Here is a 21,550-nt window from a genome sequence, read left to right as displayed (position 1 = left end):
CCCGCACCCCCCGGAGATATTTTCAGCAAGAAAATGGGCCGGGTCATGGCGCATCCTCCGCCGGCGGGGTGTAGCGCAACTCGATCCGGCAGCCGCCGGGCTCACGCAGCATGCAATGCACCGCAGGGCCGCTTTTGTTGAACTCCGGCGCAAACTCGATCATCACGCCCGCCACGCCCTCGGCCAGCGCGTGCGCCGCGCCCAGCGCCTCTTCGCTCGCCATCGCGAGACAGAGGTGATGCAAGCCGGCGTTTTCGTGCCGGTCAAAGGCCCCCTGCCCGCGCCGCGCCCAGAGCGTCAGCCGCGCGTGGCCGTCCGTCATCACGATCATCGGATAGCCCGGATCGCCGCCCACTTCGCGCCAGCCCAGCACATCGCGAAAGAAGTCGCGGGTGGCAGGCAAGTCGCCCGTGGTCAGCCCCAGATGGTCGATGCCAAGCGTGCTCATATCGCCTCCCCGCGCCGCCCGGCGCAATAATCCCCGCGCCGCCCGGCGCAATAATCGGTATCGGAACACACATACATCCGCGCGCCCGCATCATCGGTGATGATCTCGTCGAGATAGGTGTCGGAGGCCCCGCAGAGCGCGCAATCGTGCGGCGCCTTGCCGGGCACGAAGGGGTGATCTTCAAAGTCGAGGCTCACGACCTGCGAATAGGGCGGGATTGCATAGATCCGCTGCTCGCGCCCCGCCCCGAAAAGCTGGATCGCGGCCATCTCCATCTTCGGGTTGTCGAACTTCGGAATCGGCGACGGGTCCATCACGTAGCGGCCCTCCACCTTCACCGGGTAGGCATAGGCGGTGGCAATCTCGCCGTGGCGGGCGATGTCCTCGTAGAGCTTCACATGCATCAGCCCGTAATCCTCCAGCGCATGCATCCGCCGCGTCTCTGTTTCGCGCGGTTCGAGGAAGCGCAGGGGCTCTGGGATCGGCACTTGGTAAACCAGAATCTGCCCCTCGGTCAGCGCGGTTTCGGGGATGCGGTGGCGGGTCTGGATCACCGTGGCCTCGGCGGTCCGCTCAGTGGTGGCCACCCCCGCCGTGCGCTCGAAGAACTTGCGAATGCTCACCGCGTTCGTCGTGTCATCGGCGCCCTGGTCGATCACCTTGAAGCAATCTTCCGGCGTCAGGCAAGCAGCGCTCACCTGCACCCCGCCGGTGCCCCAGCCATAGGGCATGGGCATCTCGCGGGAAGCGAAGGGCACCTGGTAGCCCGGGATCGCCACTCCTTTGAGGATCGCACGGCGGATCATCCGCTTCGTCTCCTCGTCGAGATAGGCAAAGTTGTAATCGTCCATCACGGCCTCCCTTGCCCGGGCCGCACCCGGCGGGCATTATCCAAGGCATGAACCCTGTTCACATCGCGCTCCTTGCTGTGTTCGGCACCGGCCTTGTGCTGGTGCTCGCCGTGCTGTTCTGGCCGCGCAGCACCCGGAAGGATCGGGACGATAGACCCAGCCTCGAACGGGACAACATCCACTTTGCCGGCAGCAGCCACAGCGCCGGCGGCGGCGCGGCGGATTGAGACTGTGGCCGTCAACAATCCAAGGCTCCGCCTGCGCCTCTTCGCGCTCATCGCCCTCCTGGCCGCCCTGGCCATGGGCCTCGGCCTGCCCGCGCTGCTGAAGGCGCAGGGCGGCACCGTAAGCGACCCCGAGGCGCTGAACCGGATCGTCTTCTCGATCCTCGGCGGCGGCATCGGGCTTGCCGCGGTGCTCTTCGCGCTCAGTTTCCGCGCAGGCCGCTGAAGGTTCATTCCGCCGCCTCCCGATGCTCGGCCATCGCCTCGGACCGCAGCTTTCGCACCAGCTCCAGCTCGGCCTGAAAATCCACGTAATGGGGCAGTTTGATATGCTCCAGAAAGCCCGTGGCCTGAATGTTGTCGCTATGCGCGATCACGAATTCCTCGTCCTGCGCGGGTGCGCCGAGGTTGTCCTCGCCCAGCTCCTCGCAGCGCAGCGCCCGGTCCACCAGCGCCATCGAAATCGCCTTGCGCTCGGTCTGGCCAAACACCAGCCCGTAGCCGCGGGTAAACTGCGGCGGCTCGGTCTTGGAGCCGATAAACTGGTTCACCGTTTCGCATTCCGTCAGCACCACCTCGCCGATCTCCACGGCGAAGCCCAACTCGGGGATCTCCATTTCCACCGGCACCGCGCCGATGCGCAGCTCGCCCACGAAGGGATGGTTGCGCCCGTAGCCACGCTGGGTGGAATAGGCCATCGACAGCACAAAGCCCTCGTCGCCCCGGGTCAGCGCCTGAAGCCGCAGCGGGCGGGTGGCGGGAAACTCCAGCGGTGTGCGCGTGAGGTCCGGCGGCGCCTCGTCTGACGGCGCTTCCTGCTGGATCAACCCGTCACGGCCCAGCATCCCGGTCACGCGGGGCATTGCCTCCGCATTGGCCTCCCCCTCCCGCGCCACAGGCGGCTCGCCTTCGGCGGCCAGCGCAAAGTCGATCAGCCGGTGAGTGTAATCGAAGGTCGGGCCCAGCACCTGTCCGCCCGGCGCATCCTTGAATGTTGCACTGATGCGCCGGTCGCAGGCCATCTGGCCGGTTTCCACCGGCTGCGCCGAGCCGAAGCGCGGCAAGGTGGTGCGATAGGCGCGGATCAGGAAGATCGCCTCGATCAGATCGCCCCGCGCCTGCTTGATCGCCAGCGCCGCAAGGTCCGGGTCATAAAGCGAGCCCTCGGCCATCACCCGGTTCACCGCCAGCGCCATCTGCTCACGGATCTGCGCCACGCTGAGTTCGGGCACCGCCACATCGCCACGCCGTTCCTCGGCCAGCCAGTCATGCGCCGCATCAATCGCCTGCTCGCCGCCCTTCACCGCCACATACATGCGCCTAGCCCTCCACTCTGGTGCTGCGGGGCAGGCCAGCCATGCGGCTCCCGGCGCAGAAGATGAAATCAAGGCCCAGCGGAAAGGTCGCCCGGTTTGCGCGATGCGCTTCAGGGTCGGGCAGGGTCAGGCGTGCCTCCGCCTCGATCCCCGGGCCGGTCAGCCGCGCACCGGCATTTTCCAGCCGCTCCACCTCAACGATCAGCGAGGCCGAGCGGTCGGGATACTCCGGCGAGCCCTGCGGATAGGCAGCAAGCGGGCCGAGCGCCGCCCAGCCACCAAGGGCGAACATAGCCGCGCCGCGTGCCACCACCGGCGCGCCGGTGTGAAAGGCAAGCCACTGCCGCAGCGCCGGGCGATCGACGTCCTCGGCCAGAAACACCGGCGTCGTCCCGTCGACCAGCGTGAGCAGCACAACCGAGGCCGCGACCGACAGGCCCGGAGCCCGCGCGCCCGTCACCGTTTCGATCCGCCCGGGCCGCGCCATCGCCTCCAGCACCGCGCGAAAGGCCCGGGAGGCCTCTGCCGGCGCATCGGCAAAACCGCCATCCAGCGCGCTCATGCGTCCTCTCCCCGGACCAGTGTGAAAAACTCCACCTTCGTGGCCGCCGCCCTCGCCGCCCGGGCGCGGCGGGCCTCGGCGCGCGCAGCATCAAGCGGGGCCAGAACGAGCCGCTTGACTTCATCCGCCCGCCCCGTCTGCATCAACGCATCGCAGAGCGCCGCGCGCCCGGCATGGGCCTTGTCACGCCCCTGAACATAGGCGTGCCCCACCTCGCCGCTCGCCAGCTTCAGCGCGCAACGTGTCACCGTGATTTCACCGAGGTTGAAAGCCGCGCCCGTGCCGCCCATCCGGCCCGGCACCATCACCCCGCCCGCCTCCGGGCGGCGCATCCATGTGAAGTCGGGCAGCGCGCCCAACGCACCAACCGCCTTGGCCAGCGCCGCCGGTTTGGCTTGCGCCAGAGTGCCCATCCATGCCTTGCGTGTTTCGCTCATGAGACAACTTGCCGATTTGTCTAGGAATCTATACAACTAGACAAATCATAAGCCCGAGTCGCGCCCCGCGTCCAGTGCCGTTTCATGAATTTTCGGTAACACCATGGCCCGAACCCCCAAGCGAACGCCCATCTGGAAGTCCATCGCCGCCACGCTGGAAGGTGAAATCGCCCAAGGTCTCTACCGCGCAGGAGACAAGCTGCCGACAGAGGCCGCGCTCTCTTCGCGCTTCGGCGTCAACCGCCACACCGTGCGTCACGCGCTGGCCGCGCTGGCCGAGGCCGGGGTGGTGCGCTCGCGCCGTGGCGCCGGGGTGTTCGTCGAGGCGCCGCCCACCGAATATCCCATTGGCCGCCGCGTGCGCTTTCACCGGAACATCCGCGCCTCGGGCCGCCTGCCCGAAAAGCGTGTGCTAAGGGTCGAAACGCGCCTTCCAACCGAAGCCGAAGCCTCGGCACTCGGGCTGGAGCCAGAGGATCAAGTGGTTGTCTACGAGGGGCTTTCTCTCTCCTCCGGCAGTCCCATAGCCCATTTCACCTCCACCTTCCCCGCCGCCCGCTTTCCCGGACTCGCCGCGCGCTTGTCCGAAACCAGCTCGGTCACCGAAGCTCTGAGGCGGGAAGGTCTCTCCGATTACATCCGCGCCGAAACCCGCCTCAGCGCAGAACGCGCCAGCCCAACGCAGGCCCTGCACCTCGGCCTCCGCGAAGGCGATCCGCTGCTCAAGACAACCGGCCTCAACCGCGACCTTGAAGACCGCCCTGTCGAGCACGGCGAAACCTGGTTTGCCGGGGAGCGCGTGGTGCTGACCGTGAACCATGACGAGGGCTGAGGCCTATTCGTACTTCTCCAGAAACGCCTCGGCCTTCAGCCCGCGAAAGTCCTCCAGCGCCGCCCGGATCGCCGCGTGCGACCAGTCCCACCACGCCAGCGCAATGAGCCGCTCAGCCACGTCTTCGGGCTGACGACGGCGCAGCAGCCGGGCAGGATTGCCAGCGACGATCTCGTAGGGGGCCACATCCTTCGTCACGATCGCGCCCGCCGCCACCACCGCGCCATGGCCCACGCGCACCTCGGGTTTGATCATCGCGCCATGGCCGATCCATGTGTCGTGCCCCACCTCCGCCCGCCGCGCACGGCGCCGCGCAAACCAGCCGGCATCACGCTCGGCGTCGTCCCACAGGTCATCGGAGCGATACATGAAGTGGTGCAGCGATGCGCGATCGAGCGGATGGTCCGTCGCCCCGATCCGCACGAAACTGGCGATGTTGGCGAACTTGCCGACGCTTGCATTTGCGATGTCGCAATACCGGTCGCAGTAGGAGTAATCCCCAAGCTCCGACCAGGCCACCCGGCTGCCCCGCTTCACCTCGCAGAAGCGCCCGAAGGTGGAGCCCTCGATGTCGCAATCCGGCTCTATCACCGGCTCAAACTCATTCAACCTCATGACAAAACCCTCGCGCGGCACAACCGTACCGTCAATCGCCCTTGATCAGCCGCCGCCTGAGCCAACCCGAAAGCGAGTCCATCGCCATCACCATCAGCACCACGAGGACGATGTAATAGGTCACCTCCTCCCAGTCCTTCTGGGTGATCATCGCCTGCGTCAGCAGCAGCCCGATACCCCCACCGGTGATCGCGCCGATGATCGTGGCACTGCGGGTGTTGGATTCGAGGTAATAGAGCACCTGGCTCAACAGCACCGGGGCCACCTGCGGGATCACCCCGAAGCGATAGCGATGTAGCCGCGCCGCGCCAGTGCTCGCCACCCCGTCGATCTGCTTCTTGTCCACGTTCTCCAACGCTTCGGAGAACATCTTGCCAAAGCTGCCCGTGTCGGTGAGCAAAATGGCGAGGCTCCCGGTCAGCGGCCCCGGCCCGAAGGCGCGGGAAAGCACGATCGTCCAGATCAGCCCGTCCACCCCGCGCAAAAAGTCAAACACCCGGCGGAAGGCAAAGCGCACCGCGGCCAGCGGCGCAAAATTCTTCGCCGCCATGAAGGCAATCGGCAGCGAGATCAGCGCCGCTCCGAAGGTGCCGAGGAAAGCCATCAGCACCGTCTCGAACATTGCCCAGGCCACAGCCGAGTGCATCCACATCGGGTTTTGCCAGAAGTCGTGCCAGGCCCCGGCGATATTGCTGCGCGCCGGATCGATCTGTTCGCCGAAGAGGATGCTGCCAAGACCATGCCCGTGATAGGGGCTGTCGAGCGTGAAGAAGAACAGCTCCCAGCCGCCGAAGTAGCGGAAGGTTTCGGTCCGTGACCGGGTAAAGGTGAGCCGCGCCCCCGGCAGCGTCACCTGAAGCCGGGTGTTCGAGGCCGACACATAGTCGGGGTAAGGCTCGCTGAGGTTCGTTACCACCCGCCGACCGTCGAGCCGCGCCTCGATGGTGCGCGCGCCGGGGATCACAAGTTCAACCGCATTGCCCGGCAAAAAGGTGGCCACCCGGCCCCGGCCAAGGTCCACCACCGTCGCGTCGCCCGCACTGCGCACCCACTCGGGCCGCTCGCCCTCGGGGTAGGCGCCCTTGCGCTCGCCCTCCACCGCATAGCTCATCTCGCCATTGCGGTTGTCGCGCGTCACATGGGTCTTGTAGCTCCACGTATCCCGCAACAGGATCTGCGCGTTTTCCGGGCGCGCGCGGTCGATCAGGCCGGGCACATCGAAGGCAAAGAAGATGTAGATGAAGTAGAGCAGGATCAGCCCCGGCACCCCGAAGGCCAGCAGCTTCTTGCGATTGATGGCCGTCTCGGCCTCTGCGTAGCGGGCTGCAAGCTCCATCAGTGCGCTCCCGGCCCGGCCAGCTTGTGGCGGGCATAGCTGGAGAGCTGGTCGAACAGGACGATGGTGAGAAACAGCAGGATGAAGATCGCCGCCGCCTCGTCAAACTTTCCCTGCCCCCAGCTCATCGCGTTCTTCAACTCGTAGCCAATGCCGCCCGCGCCGACGAAGCCAAGGATGGCCGAGGCGCGAATGTTGATCTCGAAGCGCAGCAGCCCGTAACTCAGCCAGTTGGGCGCCACCTGCGGGATGACCCCCAGCCACATCCGCTGCGTCCAGGTCGCCCCCACCGAGGAGAGGCCCTCCACCGGCTTCAGGTCGGCGTTTTCGGCCACCTCGCTGAACAGTTTGCCCAACGCCCCTGCGGTGTGGAAGGCAATGGCGATCATCGCCGGGACCGGCCCACCGCCGAGCACGAAGATCAGCATCAGTGCGATCACGATCTCGGGCACGGCGCGCATCACGTCCATCGCGCGCCGGAACAGCGGAATGGCGCGCGGCCAGCGTGCCAGACCACGGGTGGCCAGCAGCGAAAACACCATGGCCGCAACCGCGCCCAGCAGGGTGGAGACGGCGGCAATGTTGATGGTTTCCAGCAGGGAGGGCAGGTAATTCAGCAGGTGCTCGGGCAGCAGGTGTAGCCGCGGGATGGTGTCGGCCACCACGTCTGCCGGGAAGTCGAAGATATGGGGCAGCCCGCTCCAGAACCCGCCCGCATTGCGCTCATCGGCCAGCATGAAGCCCGACACGAGGAGCAGCACGAAGATCGCGAGAGTGATCCCGCCATAGAGGCGGCGCTTCTGCACCAGCGCGTAATAATGCGCGCGTGTGGCGTCCAGCCCGTCGGGGCCATGCTGGGAGATATCTGCCATCTGGTTGCCCTGAAAAGTATGGCCCCGCCCGGGTGCCGGGCGAGGCCTTGCGCGGCGGGGCCGCTTAGTTGCTCTTCGCCTGACGTGCGGCGACGATGCTTTCATAGGCGGAGTGGTCGATCGGGTCGAAGCCGAGGCTCTCACCGGCGGAGATGTTGTAGGTGCACTCCTTGTCGGCCTCATACATGCCGTCGATCAGCGCGGTCATCTTGGTCTTCACCTCTTCGGGCAGCGCGGTGCGCAGCACGATGGGGCCCTCGGGGATCGGCTTGGAGCGCCAGATCTCGACCAGCTCGTTCATGTCGACAAGGCCGGCATCCACTGCCTTGCGCAGGGCGCCGGAGTTGTAGCCGTCTTCCCATGCGCCCTGGCCGTCGGCCCAGGTCACACCGGCGTCGATATCGCCGTTGTTCACCGCAACGATGGTCTGCTCATGGCCGCCGGTGAACTTGACTTCACCGAAGTACTCGCCGCTCTCCATGGTGATGCCCTCACCGGCGGTGGGGATCTCGACGGAGGGGATCAGGTAGCCGGAGGTGGAGTTGGGGTCGCCAAAGCCGAAGACCTTGCCCTGCATGTCGGCGAGCGAGGTGATGCCGCTGTCTTTCCGGGCGAAACCGATCGAATGGTAGCCATAGGAGCCGTCGAGGTTGATCTTCACCAGCACCGGGGTCACCGCCTCAGGGTCTTGCAGATAGACGCCGGCGTAGGAGGAGGCGCCGAGCCAGGCCATGTCGAGCGTGCCGCCGAGCAGGCCCTGCATCACGCCGTTGTAGTCGGCCGGGGCGAAGAGCTTCACCGGCACGCCCAGGGCCTCTTCGGTGTATTCCTTCAGGCACTCGTGGTTGTTCAGCCGGTCTTGCGCATTTTCGCCACCGAGGATGCCGATGTTGAACTCGGTGATGTCCTGGGCGGTGGCAGCGCCCGCAAGGGCGGTGGTGGCGAGGGCGGCGGCAATCAGGTGTTTCATGTGGTGTCTCTCTCTTTTCCGATTTGGTCATGCCCCTTGTCTGGCGGGGCGGTTTGGAAACTCAGGCGCTGACCGGCGGGCTCTCCATCCCGTCTGCGCGTGGATGGCTGGCCCTTTCAGGCGTGGCGGCCTCGAGGCTCTCGATCTCGGTGGAGGTCGCGGACTCGCTGAAGCTGGCATCGGCGCCGTAGATCTCGCGGGCCATGTCGGTGGTCAGCTGCTCGGGCAGCCCGTCGAACACGATGCGCCCGTCGCGCATGCCGATCACCCGGTCGCAGTAGCGCCGGGCGGTATCGAGCGTGTGCAGGTTGGCAATCACGGTGCGGCCATCTTCCTCGTGGATCCGGCGGAGCGATTGCATGACGACCTGCGCATTCATCGGGTCGAGCGAGGCGATGGGCTCGTCGGCGAGGATGATCTTCGGGTCCTGCATCAGCGCCCGGGCGATGGCGACGCGCTGTTGCTGCCCGCCGCTCAGGGCTTCGGCCCGCTTGGGGGCCTGTTCGGCAATGCCCAGACGGTCAAGGATGTCGATGGCGCGGTGGATATCGTCGCGCGGGTAGAGGTTGAAGAGCGTGGCGAGGGTCGATCGGCGGCCCAACGTGCCGTGCAGCACGTTCGAAACCACATCCATCCGCGGCACGAGGTTGAACTGCTGGAAGATCATCGCACAATCCGCCTGCCACGCCCGGCGGGCCTTTCCGGTAAGCCCGGCCACATCCCGCCCGCCGAAGGTGATCGCCCCTTCGCTGGCGTCGGTGAGGCGGTTGATCATGCGCAGGAGGGTCGACTTCCCCGCGCCGGACCGACCGATGACGCCGATCATCATCGGCTTGTCGACCACGAAGCTGGCCGCGCTGACAGCCGTGTTTGCGCCAAAGCGCTTGGTCAGCTTGTCGATGACGAGCATGCGGTGCAGTCCCCCGGTTTCTTCGGGGGCAGCTAGCAGGGGCGCCACAAAGGATCTGTGACGTTTGGGTCAAAGTTTCATGACAGACGCAGCGCCTGTGCCATGGCCCGGACAGTGGCGCGTCACACCCGAAGCCGTGGCCTCTGGTCGGCTCAGGCGCTTCGCGCGAAGGGTATGGCTCGAGCCTCGGCTTCGCCGAGTTGCTCGTCGTCGCCTGCGGTAGCACCTTTCGGGGGCGGCGCCTCCGGCACCATGGCGCTGCCTTCGGCCGTGCGGCTTTCGGTGGCCGCGCCGTCCGGCACGGCTGTGCCATGGGTGCGGAAGCGTGCCGAGAGATCAAACAGCGTGCGCGCCTCCTCGGTGAGCAACTGGCTCGCGGCGGCGGATTGCTCGAACATGGCTGCGTTGTCCTGTGTGGACCGGTCGAGCTGGGCCACGGCGAGGCTGATTTCCCGCACGCCGGCAGACTGCTCGTTCGCGGCACCGGCGATGGCGGTGATCTGGTCGGAGACCTCATTGACCAGGTCGAGGATACCATCAAGCGCATCGCCCGCCTCGCCAACCTGGCTGACGCCCCGTGTGATGCGGTCACGGGTCGCGCCGATGAGTTCGTTGATTTCCTTTGCGGCGTCAGAGGACCGGTGCGCCAGGGAGCGCACCTCCATGGCCACCACAGCAAAGCCGCGACCCTGTTCACCGGCACGGGCCGCTTCCACGCCGGCATTGAGCGCCAGAAGGTTGGTCTGAAAGGCGATGTCGTCGATCAGATCCACGATCTTGGAGATGGCGGCCGAGGAGGCCTCCACCTCGGTCATGGTCTCCACCGCGCCGCGCACGGTGCCCTGGCTCGTCTTCGCGTTCTCGCGGGTCACCTGCATGATCCGGTCGGCCTCGCGGGCGCGGTCGGCCGTGGCCCCGGCGCTCTCGCTCAGTTCGGTGACGGCAGCGCTCGTTTCTTCGAGCGTGGCCGCGCTGCTTTCGGTGCGACGCGCCAGATCCTTGGCCGCGGCGCTGATATCCTGCGACGTGGTGTTCACAGTGCCTGCACTGGCAGCGAGGTTGGTGATAAGCTCTTCCAGCGTCACCACGGCGGCGTTGAAGTTGCGGCGCAGGCTTTCGTAGGTTCCGGCGAATTCCGTGTCGATCGAAACCGTCAGGTCGCCCGCTGCAAGTTGATCCAGCGCGGCGGCAAGGCGCTCCACCACCTGTTCCTGCTCCTCAGCCCGGGCCCGGCGCTCTTCCTCGGCGGCAGCGCGGATTTTCTCGCGGGCCTCGGCCTCTGCGGCCTCGCGGGCGCGGGCCTCTTCCTCTCGGGCGCGCTCTGCCTCACGCGCCGCCTCGTCGCGCGCCCGCTGCTCGGCTTCGGCTTTGCGCTCGCGCTCGCGCTCCTGCGCCTCGCGCTCCCGCTCGGCGGCCTGCATCTCTTCGCGCTCGATCATACCGGCGCGGAACACCGTGAGCGCAGAGGCCATGCGGCCAATCTCGCCGCCCGCCCTGTCAAAGCCCTCGAGCGGGGACAGATCCCCGCGAGACAGCCGCTCGGTGGCCTGGGTCACCCGCGCCATGGGCCGCAGGATGAGCCACCACGTCACGATGGGGGCCGCCAGGAGCAGGGCAAGGCTGGCCAGCGCGATCGTGCTGAACTGGCCGCGTGCCACCTCCGTGCCGGACAACAACGCGCGGCTGCCGTCCATCACCGTCGAGACAGCCTCCGTGGCGTTGCTGCGGGCCGCCTGCACGATCAGTGCCACGGCCTCGCTCGAGGCATTCGACCGGGCCGTGGCTTCGGCCTGGGCCTCCAGCATCAGGCGACGGGCCTCCACCATGCCGCCGTCGGGCGCCACGATCCGGTGAATCTCCGCCATCGCCACGTCCAGGCTTTCCGGCAAAGGTTGCCCCGCGATCACCTCGTCGAGGTGCAGCAGCGTTGCATCCACCGCGCTCTGCGCCCCGGCAGCGCTGTTGGCATCCTGCGCCGCCACGCCCAGCAGAGCCCGTGCCAGCACCGCCTTGATCGAACTGTCAATCTCGGAGGCCAGCCGCATCCGGCTCACCTGCACGTCGAGCAGGCCACGGATGGCAGCCTCGTTCCCGGTTGCGGCTTCTTCCACTTCGAAGGCCAGCTCGAAGCCCATATCGTCGATCGCGCTGCTGACGGACGAGGCCGTCGCCTGCCGAAGTGCCATGACCTCCTGCCGAAGATCCGGTCGGCGGTAGTCTTTCTGCGCCTGCCGCGCCTCGAAGAAGCCAACGGCAGCCCCGATCTGCTCCATGTCGCTGGCCTTCACCGCGCCGTCCGGAATCTCGGCGACGGCAGCCTGAAGTTCCCCAAGGCTGGAGGCCGCAAGATCTCCGAGGATTGCCTCGATGAACATGTCGGGCTCGTCCGCCAGCACCAGGGTGAGGCCGCTCAGCAGGTTGATTTCCGCCCGCACCCGCATCAGCGCGGTCATCCGGGAAAACTCTTCATCGACCAGCGCGTTCAGCGTCGAGGTCACGGTCTCCACGGTTTCCTCTCCGCCGATCTGCAATTCGAAGTAGGCATCGTCCGCCAGGCCGATCAGGGCACCATTTGCCTGTTCGGAGAGGTCGACGAAGGTGGCGACCTTGCTGCGTACCTGGGCTTGCTGGCGCATGCTGCGCACGAGGGCGCGGAGGGTGGAGGCGTTGGCAATGTCAAGATCGGCAAGCAGCGGGTCGATCTGTGCCCTGGCGTCCGGCGGCAGGCGGCGCACCGCCATCTTGAGCTCGCTCACCGCCGTCTCGAGCGCCGCCTCGGCCTCTTCCAGTGCGGCCGGATCCTGCGCCAGCAGCACCTGGGTCATGGCGCCCTGAACCGCCCCGGTTCGTGCGGTGACACCCACGCTCGCCTCGATCCCGGGAAGGTTCTCTTCCACGAAGACATAAAGCGAGTCCCTGAGGTTTGCGAAGACAAGCAGCCCGATCACGATCGCGGCCGTCGTCATCGCGCCAAGCGCGAGCAGGATGAAGGCAAACTTGGCGGCGATGCTGCCGGTTAGGGCTTTGATACGGGTCACGCTGAACCTCCGCGACTGGGCTGGGTACTCGACTGGGCACACGGGCCGGGGCTGGCCGGGCCGCCCTGCGTGGCAGCCCGACGAGAAGGGCGGGGTGGCTCAGGAGCCACCGCCGTCCACCACCGTCTCGAAGCCTCCACCGGCGGCGATCCGGGTGAGAAAGACGGTGTCGAGGCCCTGGTTGTCTCCCGCGCCATAGGCGAACCCCAGGCCGCCCATATCGAAGCTGCCGAGATCGGCGAGCGCGGCCAGGTAGCCTGCGCGGGTCAGCTCGGGGCCGGCGGCCTCCAGGGCCCGCAGGGCGATGCGCCCGGTGAGATACCCCTCCAGCGTCACGAAGCCCGGGTGCGCGTCGGGGCTCATCGCTTTCATCGCGGCCTGGTACTCGGCCACGACGGGCAGCGAGGGATCCCAGGGGAAGGGCACCACCTGGCTGATGATCACGCCTTCACCCGCCTCGCCCAGTTCACCGGCCAAGGCTTCGGAGCCGACGAAGGAAATATTCACGAACGTGGGTTCGAATTTCAGATTCTTTGACAGCTTGATGAACTCGGCGATGGGCTTGTAGGCCCCCACCATCACCACGGCGTCCGGCTTGGCCTTGCGGATCTCCAGCAGCGCTGTCTTAACCGCCACGGTGTTTCTCACGTAGTTTCCCTGGGCCGCCAGCGTCATGCCCCGCCGCTCCAGCGCAGCGGTAACCCCCTCGAGGCCGACACGTCCGAAGCCGTCATCCTGATAGAGGATGGCGATGTTCTTCAGCCCCTGCGCGTCCACCAGGTGGGCGATCCAGGCTTCGGTTTCGGCGGCATAGGTGGCGCGCACGTTGACCACGTTGGCCAGCTCGGGCGCCCGCAGAAATCCGGCCCCGGTGAACGGCCCGACGAAGGGCAGGCCCGCCGCTGTCGCCTCGGGCTGGGTGGCCAGCGTGGTGGGGGTGCCGACCGGGCCGATCAGCCCGATGTGGTTGCCCCCTTCGATCACGTCGAGCACACGCGCCACCGAGCGATCCGGCTCGTAACCATCATCGAAGCTTTCCAGCACCACCTTGCGGCCATGCACGCCGCCCGCGCGGTTGGCCTCTTCGAAAGCGGCCTCGATCCCGGCACGCATCCCCTGCCCCAATGCCGCCGCCGGCCCCTCCAGCGCGGCCACCTGAGCAAAGCGCACGGTATCGGCCTCGACCCCGTCCTTTGCCAGAAGCGGGCTGGCCATGAGCAGGGCCGCAAGCGGGGCGGTGAATTTCCAAAGGGCTCTCATCTCGGTCTCCGGTCAGCTATGAATTTGCCATGCCCCTAGCACCCGGTGCCTTAAAGAACGGTTCACCGGCCCTTCGAATTTGCCTCAAACGCGTTGTCATCACGGCGCCGCCGCGATACCCATAAGCCCGGCAGGCTGCTGCCGAGGCGTCGCTGTGCCCACACGGGCAAGCTGAAAGCAGCCCTTGGAATCCCGCGTGCCTGACCTCCACAGCGCCGCGTCGCAAGTCAGCGACCCCGACAGCAACCCGGCGCGCCCGAGGACTTGTCATGCCCAGATCCCCCCTTCCGCTCACCGTGCCGGACCTTTCGGCCTTTGCCCGCGCCCTCGCCCGCCAGCTCGACACCCCGCCGCCGCACCAGAGTCTGCTCAAAATGCTGGCCCGGGCGGCGGGCTTCCGGAACCACCAGCACATGGTGGCCTCTGGCGCTGCCGAGGCCCGCCTCGCCACCCCGCCCGAAGCCCCGGCAGACCATCGCCGGGTGGAGCGCGCGCTCGCCCAGTGGGATGCCACGGGCCGCCTGCGCCAGTGGCCCGCCCGCCGCGCCGTGCAGGAGCTGTGCCTCTGGGCGCTTTGGGCCCGGTTGCCGGCCGAAACCACCCTGCACGAGCGCGATGTGAACGGGGCGCTCAACCACGCCCACCTGTTCGACGATGCCGCGCTCCTGCGCCGCTCGCTCATTGGCATGGGGCTGCTCAGCCGCAATCGCGACGGCTCCGACTATCGCCGCGCCGAGAAGGCCCCACCGCCCGAGGCGCGGGCGCTCATCCGGCATCTCTCGACGCGTGCGGCAGCGCCCTCACCGGCCCGAACGGGCTCCCGATCGGAATAGCCCTTGCAGCCCGCCACGCCAGGGCTGAAAACACAGGCAATGCCGAACGACCCCGCCCCCACCCCCGACCGTCGCAAGATCATCGACGGCGGGTTTCTCGTGCTGCTCGCGGTCACCCTGCTGGCGGCAGGGTTGGTCGCCATGAAATACGGCGCCACCCATGCGCTGGCCACCGCCGTCGGCGCGTTGGGCTTTCTCGCCGTGCTGCTGCCCAAGGTCGGCGCAGGGCTCTTCGTGGCCGCCGCCATCCCGCTACTGCTCCCGCGGGAGAAGGTCTCGGCGCTGATCGGGCAAGAAAGCGGCTGGCGCGGGCTTCTGCTGGCCTCTGCCGCCGGTGCCCTGCTGCCCGGCGGGCCGGGGATGACCTTTCCGCTCGCCGCCGCGCTCTTCGCCGCCGGGGCCGACATCGGGGCCACGCTGGCTTTTATCACCGGCTGGTCGCTGCTCTCACTCAACCGCACCCTGATCTGGGAGCTGTCGTTTCTCGACTGGCACCTCGTCGGCCTGCGCGTGCTGCTCTGCCTGCCCGCCCCGCTCGCGGTCGGCCTTGCCGCGCGCGCGCTGATCGGCAGGCGCGAAAGGCCGCGCCCGTGAACATCCTCATCGGCACCATCCTGCTCTGGGGCCTCGTCGGGCTGACCTGGGCCAAGCTCGCCACGCCGCCGCGCCGCCGCGAGGCGCTGGCGGCCACGGCCCGTCTGGCCGCCTTCACCCTGCCCCGGCTCTTCGTGGCGATGATCGGCGCCGCACTTCTGGCGGAGCTGATGCCCGCCGACCGGATCGAGCAGCTCTTCGGCCGCGACGCGGGCTTCCGCGCCCTGCTGCTCGCCGCACTGCTCGGCCCGATCACACCTGGCGGCGCCTTTGTCAGCTTCGCCCTCGCCGCCGCGGCGATGAAGGTCGGCGCGACACCGGCAGCCGCGCTGACCTATGTCACCTCCTGGAGCCTCTTCTCCCTCACCAAGCTGCTGGCCTACGAGATGCCTTTCATGGGTGCCCGCACCATGGGCCAGCGGGCGGCACTTTCACTGCCCATCCCCCTCGTCGTCGGCACCATCGCCAGCCTGTTCTGAAGCGGCCATCCGGCCCCCGCGCAGGCGCGGCTTGATTGCCCCGCCCCACCTGCTAAAACCGCGCGACCCCGGGAGGAGACCACAGGCATGACACACCCCCACGTCCTCATCGCAGGCGGCGGCATCGGCGGGCTGGCCACGGCCCTCACATTGCACCAGATCGGCGTGCCCTGCACCGTCTTCGAAAGCTCGCGCGAGCTGAAGCCGCTGGGCGTGGGCATCAACCTGCAACCCAACGCGGTCCGCGAACTCTACGATCTCGGCATAGGCGCCGAGCAGCTCGATACCGTCGGCCTGCCCGCCCGTGAATGGGCCCTCGTCGGGCTGAACGGAAATGACATCTATGCAGAGCCGCGCGGGCTGGATGCCGGCTACAACTGGCCGCAATACGCCGTCCACCGGGGCGGCTTCCACATGCTGCTGGCCAACACCTTCATGGCCCGGGCCGGGGTGGACAAGCTGCAAACCGGCACCCGCGTCACCGGCTATAGCCGCACAGCGGGCAGCGTGACCGCGCACTTGGAACACGCCGATAACACCACCTCCGAGGCCGAGGGTAGCCTGCTGATCGGGGCCGACGGCATCCACTCGGCGATCCGCGCCCAAATGCACCCAGCACAGCCGCCAATCCACTGGGGCGGCGCGCTGATGTGGCGCGGCACGACGCTGGCCAAGCCGATCCGCACCGGCTCCTCTTTCATCGGGCTGGGCACCCACCGCCAGCGCATGGTGATCTACCCGATCTCCCACCCCGATCCCGAGACCGGGCTGGCACTCGTCAACTGGATCGCCGAAGTCACCTTCGACGAGGCCGAGGCGCGCAAATCCGGCTGGTTCCGCCCCGCGCCGATCTCCGACTTCCTCCACCACTTCGAAGGCTGGCGCTACGACTGGCTGGATGTGCCCGCCCTGATCTCCGACGCCGATAGCGCCTACGAAAACCCGATGATCGACCGTGACCCGGTGGACACCTGGGTCGACGGCCCGGTAGCCCTGATGGGCGACGCGGCCCACGCGATGTATCCCACCGGCTCAAACGGCGCGAGCCAGGCGGTGGTGGATGCCCGCGAGCTGGGCGCGGCGATGCTGGCGCATGGCGTCACCCCGGCGGCGCTGGCGGCCTACGACGAAAAACTCTGCGGCCCGATCTCCGAAGTGATCCTGCGCAACCGGGGCGCCGGGCCCTTCGGCCTGCTGAACATGGTGAACGACCGCTGCGGCGGCACCTTCGATGATATCGACACGGTGATCCCCCCCGCCGAACGCGCCGAGTTCATGGCCCGCTACCAGTCCGCCGCAGGCTTCGCCCGCGATGCGCTCAATGCTGCGCCGCCCACCATCGCACCGGGCGCGCGGGTTGCGGCTGCGGCACCCGCCTGATCGCACAATCATCGACAATATGGCAATCGACGACAGTGCGCAGCTCTGTCGTTGATCGGCCCCGTTCCGGCTGCTACGCTCCACCGAAACCGCAGGCCGCCCCCGTGACATTCTCCTGAACATGCCATGACCATCGCCCAGGAAACCCTCTCCGACCGCGCCCATGCGATGCTGCGCAGCGATATCGTCTCGGGCCGACTGGCGCCGGAAACCCGCCTGCGCATCGTTCAGCTCTCCGAGGCCTACGGCATCGGCGCCAGTCCTCTGCGCGAGGCGCTTTCCAAGCTGACATCGGAGTTTCTCGTGCTCTTCGAACCCCAGCGCGGCTTCTCCGTCGCGCCCGTCTCCGCCGAGGAGCTGCGCGACATCTCCCGCGTGCGCTGCGATCTCGAAAGCGAGGCGCTGCGCCGGGCCATCGAGGCAGGGGACGAGGCCTGGGAGGCCGGGATCGTCGCCGCCTTCTACGCCCTCGGCAAGGCCGACACCCGCCGCCGCGCCGAGCCCAGCACCGACGCCGCCGATTGGGAAGACAAGAACCGCGCCTTCCACGAGGCCCTCGTCGCCGCCTGCGAAAGTCCGTGGCTGAAGCGGCTGCGCGGGCTGATCTACTACCAGCACGAACGCTATCGCCGCATCTCGCTGACCCACCCCGACCCGGCCCGCGACCTTCAGGCCGAACACAGCGCCATCATGGACGCCACGCTGGCGCACGACACCCCTGAAGCCATCCGCCTGTCAAAGGCCCATATCGACCAGACAACCCAGGCCGTCCTGAAGGTCATCGACCCGTAGGGACGAACCGTCCTGACGCCGCATCCAGACGCCCCATGGTGGACAATCTGCCCAGCACCCGGCCGATGAGCAAAGCGAAGAGGCCACCCGCCGAGCGCAGCGAGGCAACGTGGCATTGCCCGAGCGCAGCGAGGCTCCCAACAGCCACCCAGTTCACAGATATTTCTTGAATCCCAGGTGGCTGGCCACAAACCCCAGCCCTTCGTAAAAGCGCCGCGAGTCCACGCGCTCCGCATTCATCGTCAGTTGTATAAGGCTGCACCCGGCGGCCCGTGCCCGCGCCTCCGCATCGGCAAACATCAGTTGCCCCACGCCCTGCCCCCGCAGCGCGCTGGATACCCGAACGCTCTCCACCTGCGCCCGCCGCGCCGCGGCCAGCGACAGGCCGGAGATGAAGGTCAACTGATAGGTCGCCACCACCTTGCCGCCGCGCTCGCCCACGATCACCCGGTTTCCGCCCTCTTCGGCCATCGCATCGAAGGCGGCGTAATAGGGGGCAAGGTCATCGCTCTCGCGGCCTTGCCCCAGCATGTCGTCGGCCAGCATCGCCACCACCGCCGGCACATCCTCGCGCCGCGCCTCGCGAAAAGTCACGCTCATGCCGCCGCCTCGATTTCGGCCCAGCGGCGCCGAGCCTCCTCGCGTGAGGGCACCTCATCCGTCTCCCAGCTGTGATTGCGAAACCTCACCATCTGCGTCTCCGCCAGCCTCGCAACGGCTCCGTGCCCGTCGCGCCGCGCCCAATCCCGCATCTCGCCCCACTCCTCCCAGACAGACATCGCGTAATAAAGCCGCCCGCGCCGGAAGATCTGGGCCGCCACGCAGGCGTCCTGCCACCGCGCCGAGCGGAGCGCGCGATAAGTGCCGGGGAATATCCTGAAGAGCGCCCGAAACCCGCGCGGCTGCATGACGCCCAGGGCGACGACAAGCCTCACGCGGCCACGCCCGCCACGGCCTCCATGAAGGCCCGGATCATTCCCGCGTCCTTCACGCCCTTCTCGCGCTCAACACCCGAGGAGAGATCCACCTGCCGTGCACCCGTACGCGCCACCGCCTCGGCGACATTGCCCGCATGCAACCCGCCAGCCAGCATCCAAGGCACCGGCCAGCGCCGCCCGGCGATGAGCCGCCAGTCGAACGGCAGGCCATTCCCCCCCGGCAACTCGTCCCCCGGCGCGGGCTTGGCATCCACCAGCAGCATGTCGGCCACCCGGCCATAGTCATCCAGCAGCGGCAAGTCGGCCTCCGTCGCCACGCCCACTGCCTTCATCACCGGCAAGCCATAACGCGCGCGCACCTCTTGCACCCGCTCCGGGCTCTCCTTGCCATGAAGCTGAATGATATCAAGCGGCACCGCCTCCACGATCTCGTCGAGCAAGTCGTCTCCGGCCTCCACCACCAAACCAACCTTCGCCAACCCCTCCGGCGCGGCCAGCGCCAGCGCCCGCGCCCCGGCAGGGCTCACATAGCGCGGCGACGGCGGAAAAAAGTTGAGCCCGGCATAGGCCGCCCCGGCCTCGGCCACGGCGCGCATATCCTCCGGGCGCTTCAGCCCGCAGATCTTCACCCGGATGTCAGCCATGTCAGCCCGCCTTGCGGTCGTCCAGCAGGGCCAGAACCTCGTCCTGCTCCTGCCCGGTCTCGCGCTTCACCTGGTCGAGCTCCTTCTTTGCCCGACGCGCCTCCTTGGCCTGGCGCGCGGCCTCGGCCCGATGCTTATGCTCGCGGAACCACTCCCAGATGAAACCCACCAGAATGCCGAGCGCGATCATCGCGAAGAGCGAAAGGAACAACGGCAGCGTGATCTGATAGGGCAGCCCCAGCAGATCGGCCAGCTCGCCCGGCAACAGCTTGAGCGTCACCGGCTCGCGGTTGGCGAGGGCAAGAGTGACGAGAACGACGGCGAGGAGGGCCAGAAAGCCCCAGCGGAGATAACGGATCATGATGTAAGGTTACTTGCCGTTCAGCCGGTCGCGCAAGAGCTTGCCGGTCTTGAAGAAGGGCACGTGCTTCTCTTCCACGTCCACCGCCTCGCCGGTGCGCGGATTGCGGCCGACGCGCGCATCGCGCTTCTTCACCGAGAAGGCGCCGAACCCGCGCAACTCCACCCTGTCCCCATCGGCCATCGCGCCGATGATCTCTTCAAAGATGGTGTTCACGATCCGCTCGACGTCGCGCTGATAGAGATGCGGATTCTCGTCAGCGACTTTCTGAATCAATTCCGATCGGATCATGCTTCCCCCCTAAAGGTCGCTTGTTCGGCCACGATTCCATGTCTGGCTTCTGGCAAGACTATAGGCACAAATTTCGGCAACCGAAACTGGGCGATTGCGTCATTTCACGCCTTTTCCCGGTCGATGCTCCGTTTTCCGCCTGAAAAACCAAGGCTTTGGCGGCGCAGAAAGCGCGGGTCGCCCACTCTGCAACGCAGCATGAGCCGAATCGGCGCGCCGCTAAAACCGCAATCGCCGCGCCCCGTAAACCGCCAGCCCCAGCATCGCGGCCCCGCCCGCGAGGTAGGGCAGGCGCAGCGCGAACTCGCGGCCCAACCCCGGTTCCGCCACCGAAACCAGCGCCCCGCCCGCCAGCGCACCCAGCGGCATCATGCCCCAGCCGAAAAAGCGGTAGAGCGCGTTCACCCGGCCCAGCAGCGCATCGGGAATCATCCGCTGCCGCCAGCTCACCGTGACGATGTTCCACAGCATCGCCGCCACCGCCTCCATGAAGAGGGCCGCCCCCGCCAAAAGCGGTGAGGCCCCGAGCCCGAGCATGACGAAGGGCAGCGGCATCAGCCAAAGCGCCAGCCACACCGTGCCCGTGGCCCCGAGCCGAGCCGCCAGCCGCGGGCCCAGCATGCCGCCCAGCACCGCGCCGCCTGCGCCCACCGCCAGCAGCACCCCATGGCCCGCCGCCGACAGCACGAGGATTTCCTGGCTGTAGAGCACCAGAACCGTGAGCCACATCATGTTCAGGAAATTGATCAGCCCCAGCATCACCGCCAGCCGAAAGAGCAGGGACTCGCAACGAAGCCAGCGCCAGCCCTCGGCCAGCTCTTCGCGCATCCGCCGCCGGGCCGGAGCCTGCCGGCGTGGCACCGAGATCGCCCAGACAAGCCAGGCCGCCAGCGCAAAGGTTACTGCATCCAGCAAGAAGGGCGCAGGCACCGCCCAGGCAATCAGAAGCCCCGCCAGCGGCGGCCCGACGAAATGCCCGGCCACCTGTTCCGCACTCCAGAGTTGCCCGTTGGCCGCCTCCAGATCTTTCTCGGGCACCACGGCGGGCAGAAAGGTCTGTGCCGCATTGTCCCGCACCACCTCCGCCGTTCCGAGCAAAAACGCCAGCCCCGCCAACGCCATCACGGGCAAGGCGCCGCCGCCCTCCGGCATCCGCAGCGCCAGCGCCACGATTCCCATGGTTAGCAGCACCCGGAGCACATCGGCCCGCACCATCAGCGCCCGCCGGTCCGAGCGGTCCACCACCGCGCCCGCCGGAATGGCGAACAGCATCCACGGCAGGGAGCCGGCAAAGGGCACCAGTGCGATCAGGAGCGGGTCGCGGGTCAACAGCGTCGCCAACCACGGCACCGCGAGCGCCGAGACACCATCGCCGAGATTCGACACCGGGGTCGCGGAGAACAGCAGGCGAAAATTCCGGTTACGAGCCAGCAACATACCCGCAGGGAGCCACGAAACCCGGCACGGCACAAGCCTTGCAATCGCTGCCCGCCGCCCCTATCCAGCCCCCATCAATGGAGATTTGATGCACTGATGGCTTTGTCGGCACCCCGCTGAGGTGCCACCC

At 67.5% G+C, this 21,550-nt stretch carries 26 protein-coding genes; 8 read left to right on the top strand and 18 right to left on the bottom strand.

Annotated features, from left to right (window positions below; translation table 11 throughout):
* Positions 1-43 precede the first annotated feature (43 nt).
* On the bottom strand, positions 44-448 hold the full coding sequence (locus DYI42_RS19125) for a VOC family protein (RefSeq protein WP_213548106.1): 405 nt from the start codon (positions 446-448) through the stop codon (positions 44-46).
* Positions 445-1,299 carry an alpha-D-ribose 1-methylphosphonate 5-phosphate C-P-lyase PhnJ gene (locus tag DYI42_RS19120; protein ID WP_213548104.1) on the bottom strand — a complete coding sequence of 285 codons (855 nt, stop codon included), beginning with the start codon at positions 1,297-1,299 and terminating at the stop codon, positions 445-447. Before DYI42_RS19120 ends, DYI42_RS19125 begins: the two co-directional genes overlap by 4 nt.
* 47 nt (positions 1,300-1,346) lie before the next feature.
* Here DYI42_RS19120 and DYI42_RS19115 point away from each other — a divergent pair, with 47 nt between their 5' ends.
* Positions 1,347-1,526 carry a hypothetical protein gene (locus DYI42_RS19115; RefSeq protein WP_213548102.1) on the top strand — a complete coding sequence of 60 codons (180 nt, stop codon included), beginning with the start codon at positions 1,347-1,349 and terminating at the stop codon, positions 1,524-1,526.
* A gap of 4 nt (positions 1,527-1,530) precedes the next feature.
* Positions 1,531-1,749, top strand: a complete 219-nt coding sequence (locus tag DYI42_RS19110) for a hypothetical protein (RefSeq protein ID WP_213548100.1) — start codon at positions 1,531-1,533, stop codon at positions 1,747-1,749.
* A gap of 4 nt (positions 1,750-1,753) precedes the next feature.
* Here the strand turns inward: DYI42_RS19110 and DYI42_RS19105 are convergent, their stop codons facing one another.
* From DYI42_RS19105 to phnG, 3 genes are read right to left on the bottom strand one after another with little or no spacing between them, the layout of a single operon-like run.
* A complete protein-coding gene (locus tag DYI42_RS19105) occupies positions 1,754-2,839 on the bottom strand; it encodes a carbon-phosphorus lyase complex subunit PhnI (RefSeq protein ID WP_213548098.1) in 1,086 nt (361 codons plus the stop codon).
* Between the two features lie 4 nt (positions 2,840-2,843).
* Positions 2,844-3,401, bottom strand: coding sequence for a phosphonate C-P lyase system protein PhnH (gene phnH, locus DYI42_RS19100; protein WP_213548096.1), 558 nt, complete (start codon positions 3,399-3,401; stop codon positions 2,844-2,846).
* A complete protein-coding gene (phnG, locus tag DYI42_RS19095) occupies positions 3,398-3,838 on the bottom strand; it encodes a phosphonate C-P lyase system protein PhnG (protein WP_213548094.1) in 441 nt (146 codons plus the stop codon). The genes phnH and phnG overlap by 4 nt, the downstream gene beginning before the upstream one ends.
* 103 nt (positions 3,839-3,941) lie before the next feature.
* Between phnG and phnF the strand changes: the two genes are divergently transcribed.
* Positions 3,942-4,670, top strand: a complete 729-nt coding sequence (gene phnF, locus DYI42_RS19090) for a phosphonate metabolism transcriptional regulator PhnF (RefSeq protein ID WP_213548092.1) — start codon at positions 3,942-3,944, stop codon at positions 4,668-4,670.
* 3 nt (positions 4,671-4,673) lie between these two features.
* Here the strand turns inward: phnF and DYI42_RS19085 are convergent, their stop codons facing one another.
* From DYI42_RS19085 to DYI42_RS19055, 7 genes are all read right to left on the bottom strand, one after another.
* Positions 4,674-5,285: a chloramphenicol acetyltransferase gene (locus DYI42_RS19085; RefSeq protein WP_213548090.1), complete on the bottom strand. Its 612-nt coding sequence runs from the start codon at positions 5,283-5,285 to the stop codon at positions 4,674-4,676.
* A 31-nt stretch (positions 5,286-5,316) separates the two neighbouring features.
* Positions 5,317-6,621, bottom strand: a complete 1,305-nt coding sequence (gene phnE, locus DYI42_RS19080; RefSeq protein ID WP_213548088.1) for a phosphonate ABC transporter, permease protein PhnE — start codon at positions 6,619-6,621, stop codon at positions 5,317-5,319.
* Positions 6,621-7,493, bottom strand: a complete 873-nt coding sequence (phnE, locus tag DYI42_RS19075) for a phosphonate ABC transporter, permease protein PhnE (protein ID WP_213548086.1) — start codon at positions 7,491-7,493, stop codon at positions 6,621-6,623. The genes phnE (DYI42_RS19080) and phnE (DYI42_RS19075) overlap by 1 nt, the downstream gene beginning before the upstream one ends.
* 64 nt (positions 7,494-7,557) lie before the next feature.
* Positions 7,558-8,463, bottom strand: a complete 906-nt coding sequence (phnD, locus tag DYI42_RS19070) for a phosphonate ABC transporter substrate-binding protein (protein ID WP_213548084.1) — start codon at positions 8,461-8,463, stop codon at positions 7,558-7,560.
* Between the two features lie 61 nt (positions 8,464-8,524).
* A complete protein-coding gene (phnC, locus tag DYI42_RS19065; protein WP_213548082.1) occupies positions 8,525-9,373 on the bottom strand; it encodes a phosphonate ABC transporter ATP-binding protein in 849 nt (282 codons plus the stop codon).
* A gap of 152 nt (positions 9,374-9,525) precedes the next feature.
* Positions 9,526-12,411 carry a methyl-accepting chemotaxis protein gene (locus DYI42_RS24605; protein ID WP_213548080.1) on the bottom strand — a complete coding sequence of 962 codons (2,886 nt, stop codon included), beginning with the start codon at positions 12,409-12,411 and terminating at the stop codon, positions 9,526-9,528.
* Between the two features lie 99 nt (positions 12,412-12,510).
* The gene (locus DYI42_RS19055) at positions 12,511-13,671 is read right to left on the bottom strand and encodes an ABC transporter substrate-binding protein (RefSeq protein WP_213548078.1); all 1,161 of its coding nucleotides are present in this window, start codon (positions 13,669-13,671) and stop codon (positions 12,511-12,513) included.
* Positions 13,672-13,940: 269 nt separating this feature from the next.
* On the opposite strand from DYI42_RS19055, the gene DYI42_RS19050 reads away from it, so the two are divergent.
* From DYI42_RS19050 to DYI42_RS19030, 5 genes are all read left to right on the top strand, one after another.
* Positions 13,941-14,504 (top strand): DUF2087 domain-containing protein, encoded by a 564-nt coding sequence (locus DYI42_RS19050; protein ID WP_213548076.1) that lies wholly within the window; start codon positions 13,941-13,943, stop codon positions 14,502-14,504.
* Positions 14,505-14,543: 39 nt separating this feature from the next.
* Positions 14,544-15,098 carry a hypothetical protein gene (locus DYI42_RS19045; RefSeq protein ID WP_213548075.1) on the top strand — a complete coding sequence of 185 codons (555 nt, stop codon included), beginning with the start codon at positions 14,544-14,546 and terminating at the stop codon, positions 15,096-15,098.
* Positions 15,095-15,577, top strand: a complete 483-nt coding sequence (locus tag DYI42_RS19040) for a hypothetical protein (protein ID WP_213548074.1) — start codon at positions 15,095-15,097, stop codon at positions 15,575-15,577. Before DYI42_RS19045 ends, DYI42_RS19040 begins: the two co-directional genes overlap by 4 nt.
* 87 nt (positions 15,578-15,664) lie before the next feature.
* Entirely contained in the window at positions 15,665-16,957 is a 1,293-nt protein-coding gene (locus tag DYI42_RS19035; RefSeq protein WP_213548073.1) for a flavin-dependent oxidoreductase, read from the top strand.
* 126 nt (positions 16,958-17,083) lie between these two features.
* The gene (locus DYI42_RS19030; protein WP_213548072.1) at positions 17,084-17,749 is read left to right on the top strand and encodes a GntR family transcriptional regulator; all 666 of its coding nucleotides are present in this window, start codon (positions 17,084-17,086) and stop codon (positions 17,747-17,749) included.
* A 153-nt stretch (positions 17,750-17,902) separates the two neighbouring features.
* Here DYI42_RS19030 and DYI42_RS19025 read toward each other — a convergent pair whose 3' ends face one another.
* From DYI42_RS19025 to DYI42_RS19000, 6 genes are all read right to left on the bottom strand, one after another.
* Positions 17,903-18,349 carry a GNAT family N-acetyltransferase gene (locus tag DYI42_RS19025; protein WP_213548071.1) on the bottom strand — a complete coding sequence of 149 codons (447 nt, stop codon included), beginning with the start codon at positions 18,347-18,349 and terminating at the stop codon, positions 17,903-17,905.
* Positions 18,346-18,684 (bottom strand): hypothetical protein, encoded by a 339-nt coding sequence (locus tag DYI42_RS19020; RefSeq protein WP_213548070.1) that lies wholly within the window; start codon positions 18,682-18,684, stop codon positions 18,346-18,348. The genes DYI42_RS19025 and DYI42_RS19020 overlap by 4 nt, the downstream gene beginning before the upstream one ends.
* Positions 18,681-19,331 (bottom strand): phosphoribosylanthranilate isomerase, encoded by a 651-nt coding sequence (locus DYI42_RS19015; protein WP_213548069.1) that lies wholly within the window; start codon positions 19,329-19,331, stop codon positions 18,681-18,683. Before DYI42_RS19015 ends, DYI42_RS19020 begins: the two co-directional genes overlap by 4 nt.
* 1 nt (position 19,332) lies before the next feature.
* On the bottom strand, positions 19,333-19,692 hold the full coding sequence (locus tag DYI42_RS19010) for a LapA family protein (protein ID WP_244868027.1): 360 nt from the start codon (positions 19,690-19,692) through the stop codon (positions 19,333-19,335).
* A gap of 9 nt (positions 19,693-19,701) precedes the next feature.
* Positions 19,702-19,983 carry an integration host factor subunit beta gene (gene ihfB, locus DYI42_RS19005; RefSeq protein WP_213548066.1) on the bottom strand — a complete coding sequence of 94 codons (282 nt, stop codon included), beginning with the start codon at positions 19,981-19,983 and terminating at the stop codon, positions 19,702-19,704.
* A gap of 219 nt (positions 19,984-20,202) precedes the next feature.
* Entirely contained in the window at positions 20,203-21,420 is a 1,218-nt protein-coding gene (locus DYI42_RS19000; RefSeq protein ID WP_213548064.1) for an MFS transporter, read from the bottom strand.
* Between the last annotated feature and the right edge of the window lie 130 nt (positions 21,421-21,550).

This window comes from Vannielia litorea (assembly GCF_018424695.1).
Taxonomy (GTDB): domain Bacteria; phylum Pseudomonadota; class Alphaproteobacteria; order Rhodobacterales; family Rhodobacteraceae; genus Vannielia; species Vannielia litorea_A.
The sequence above is the reverse complement of the archived record's forward strand: the minus strand, read 5'-3'. Positions and strand labels throughout refer to the sequence as shown.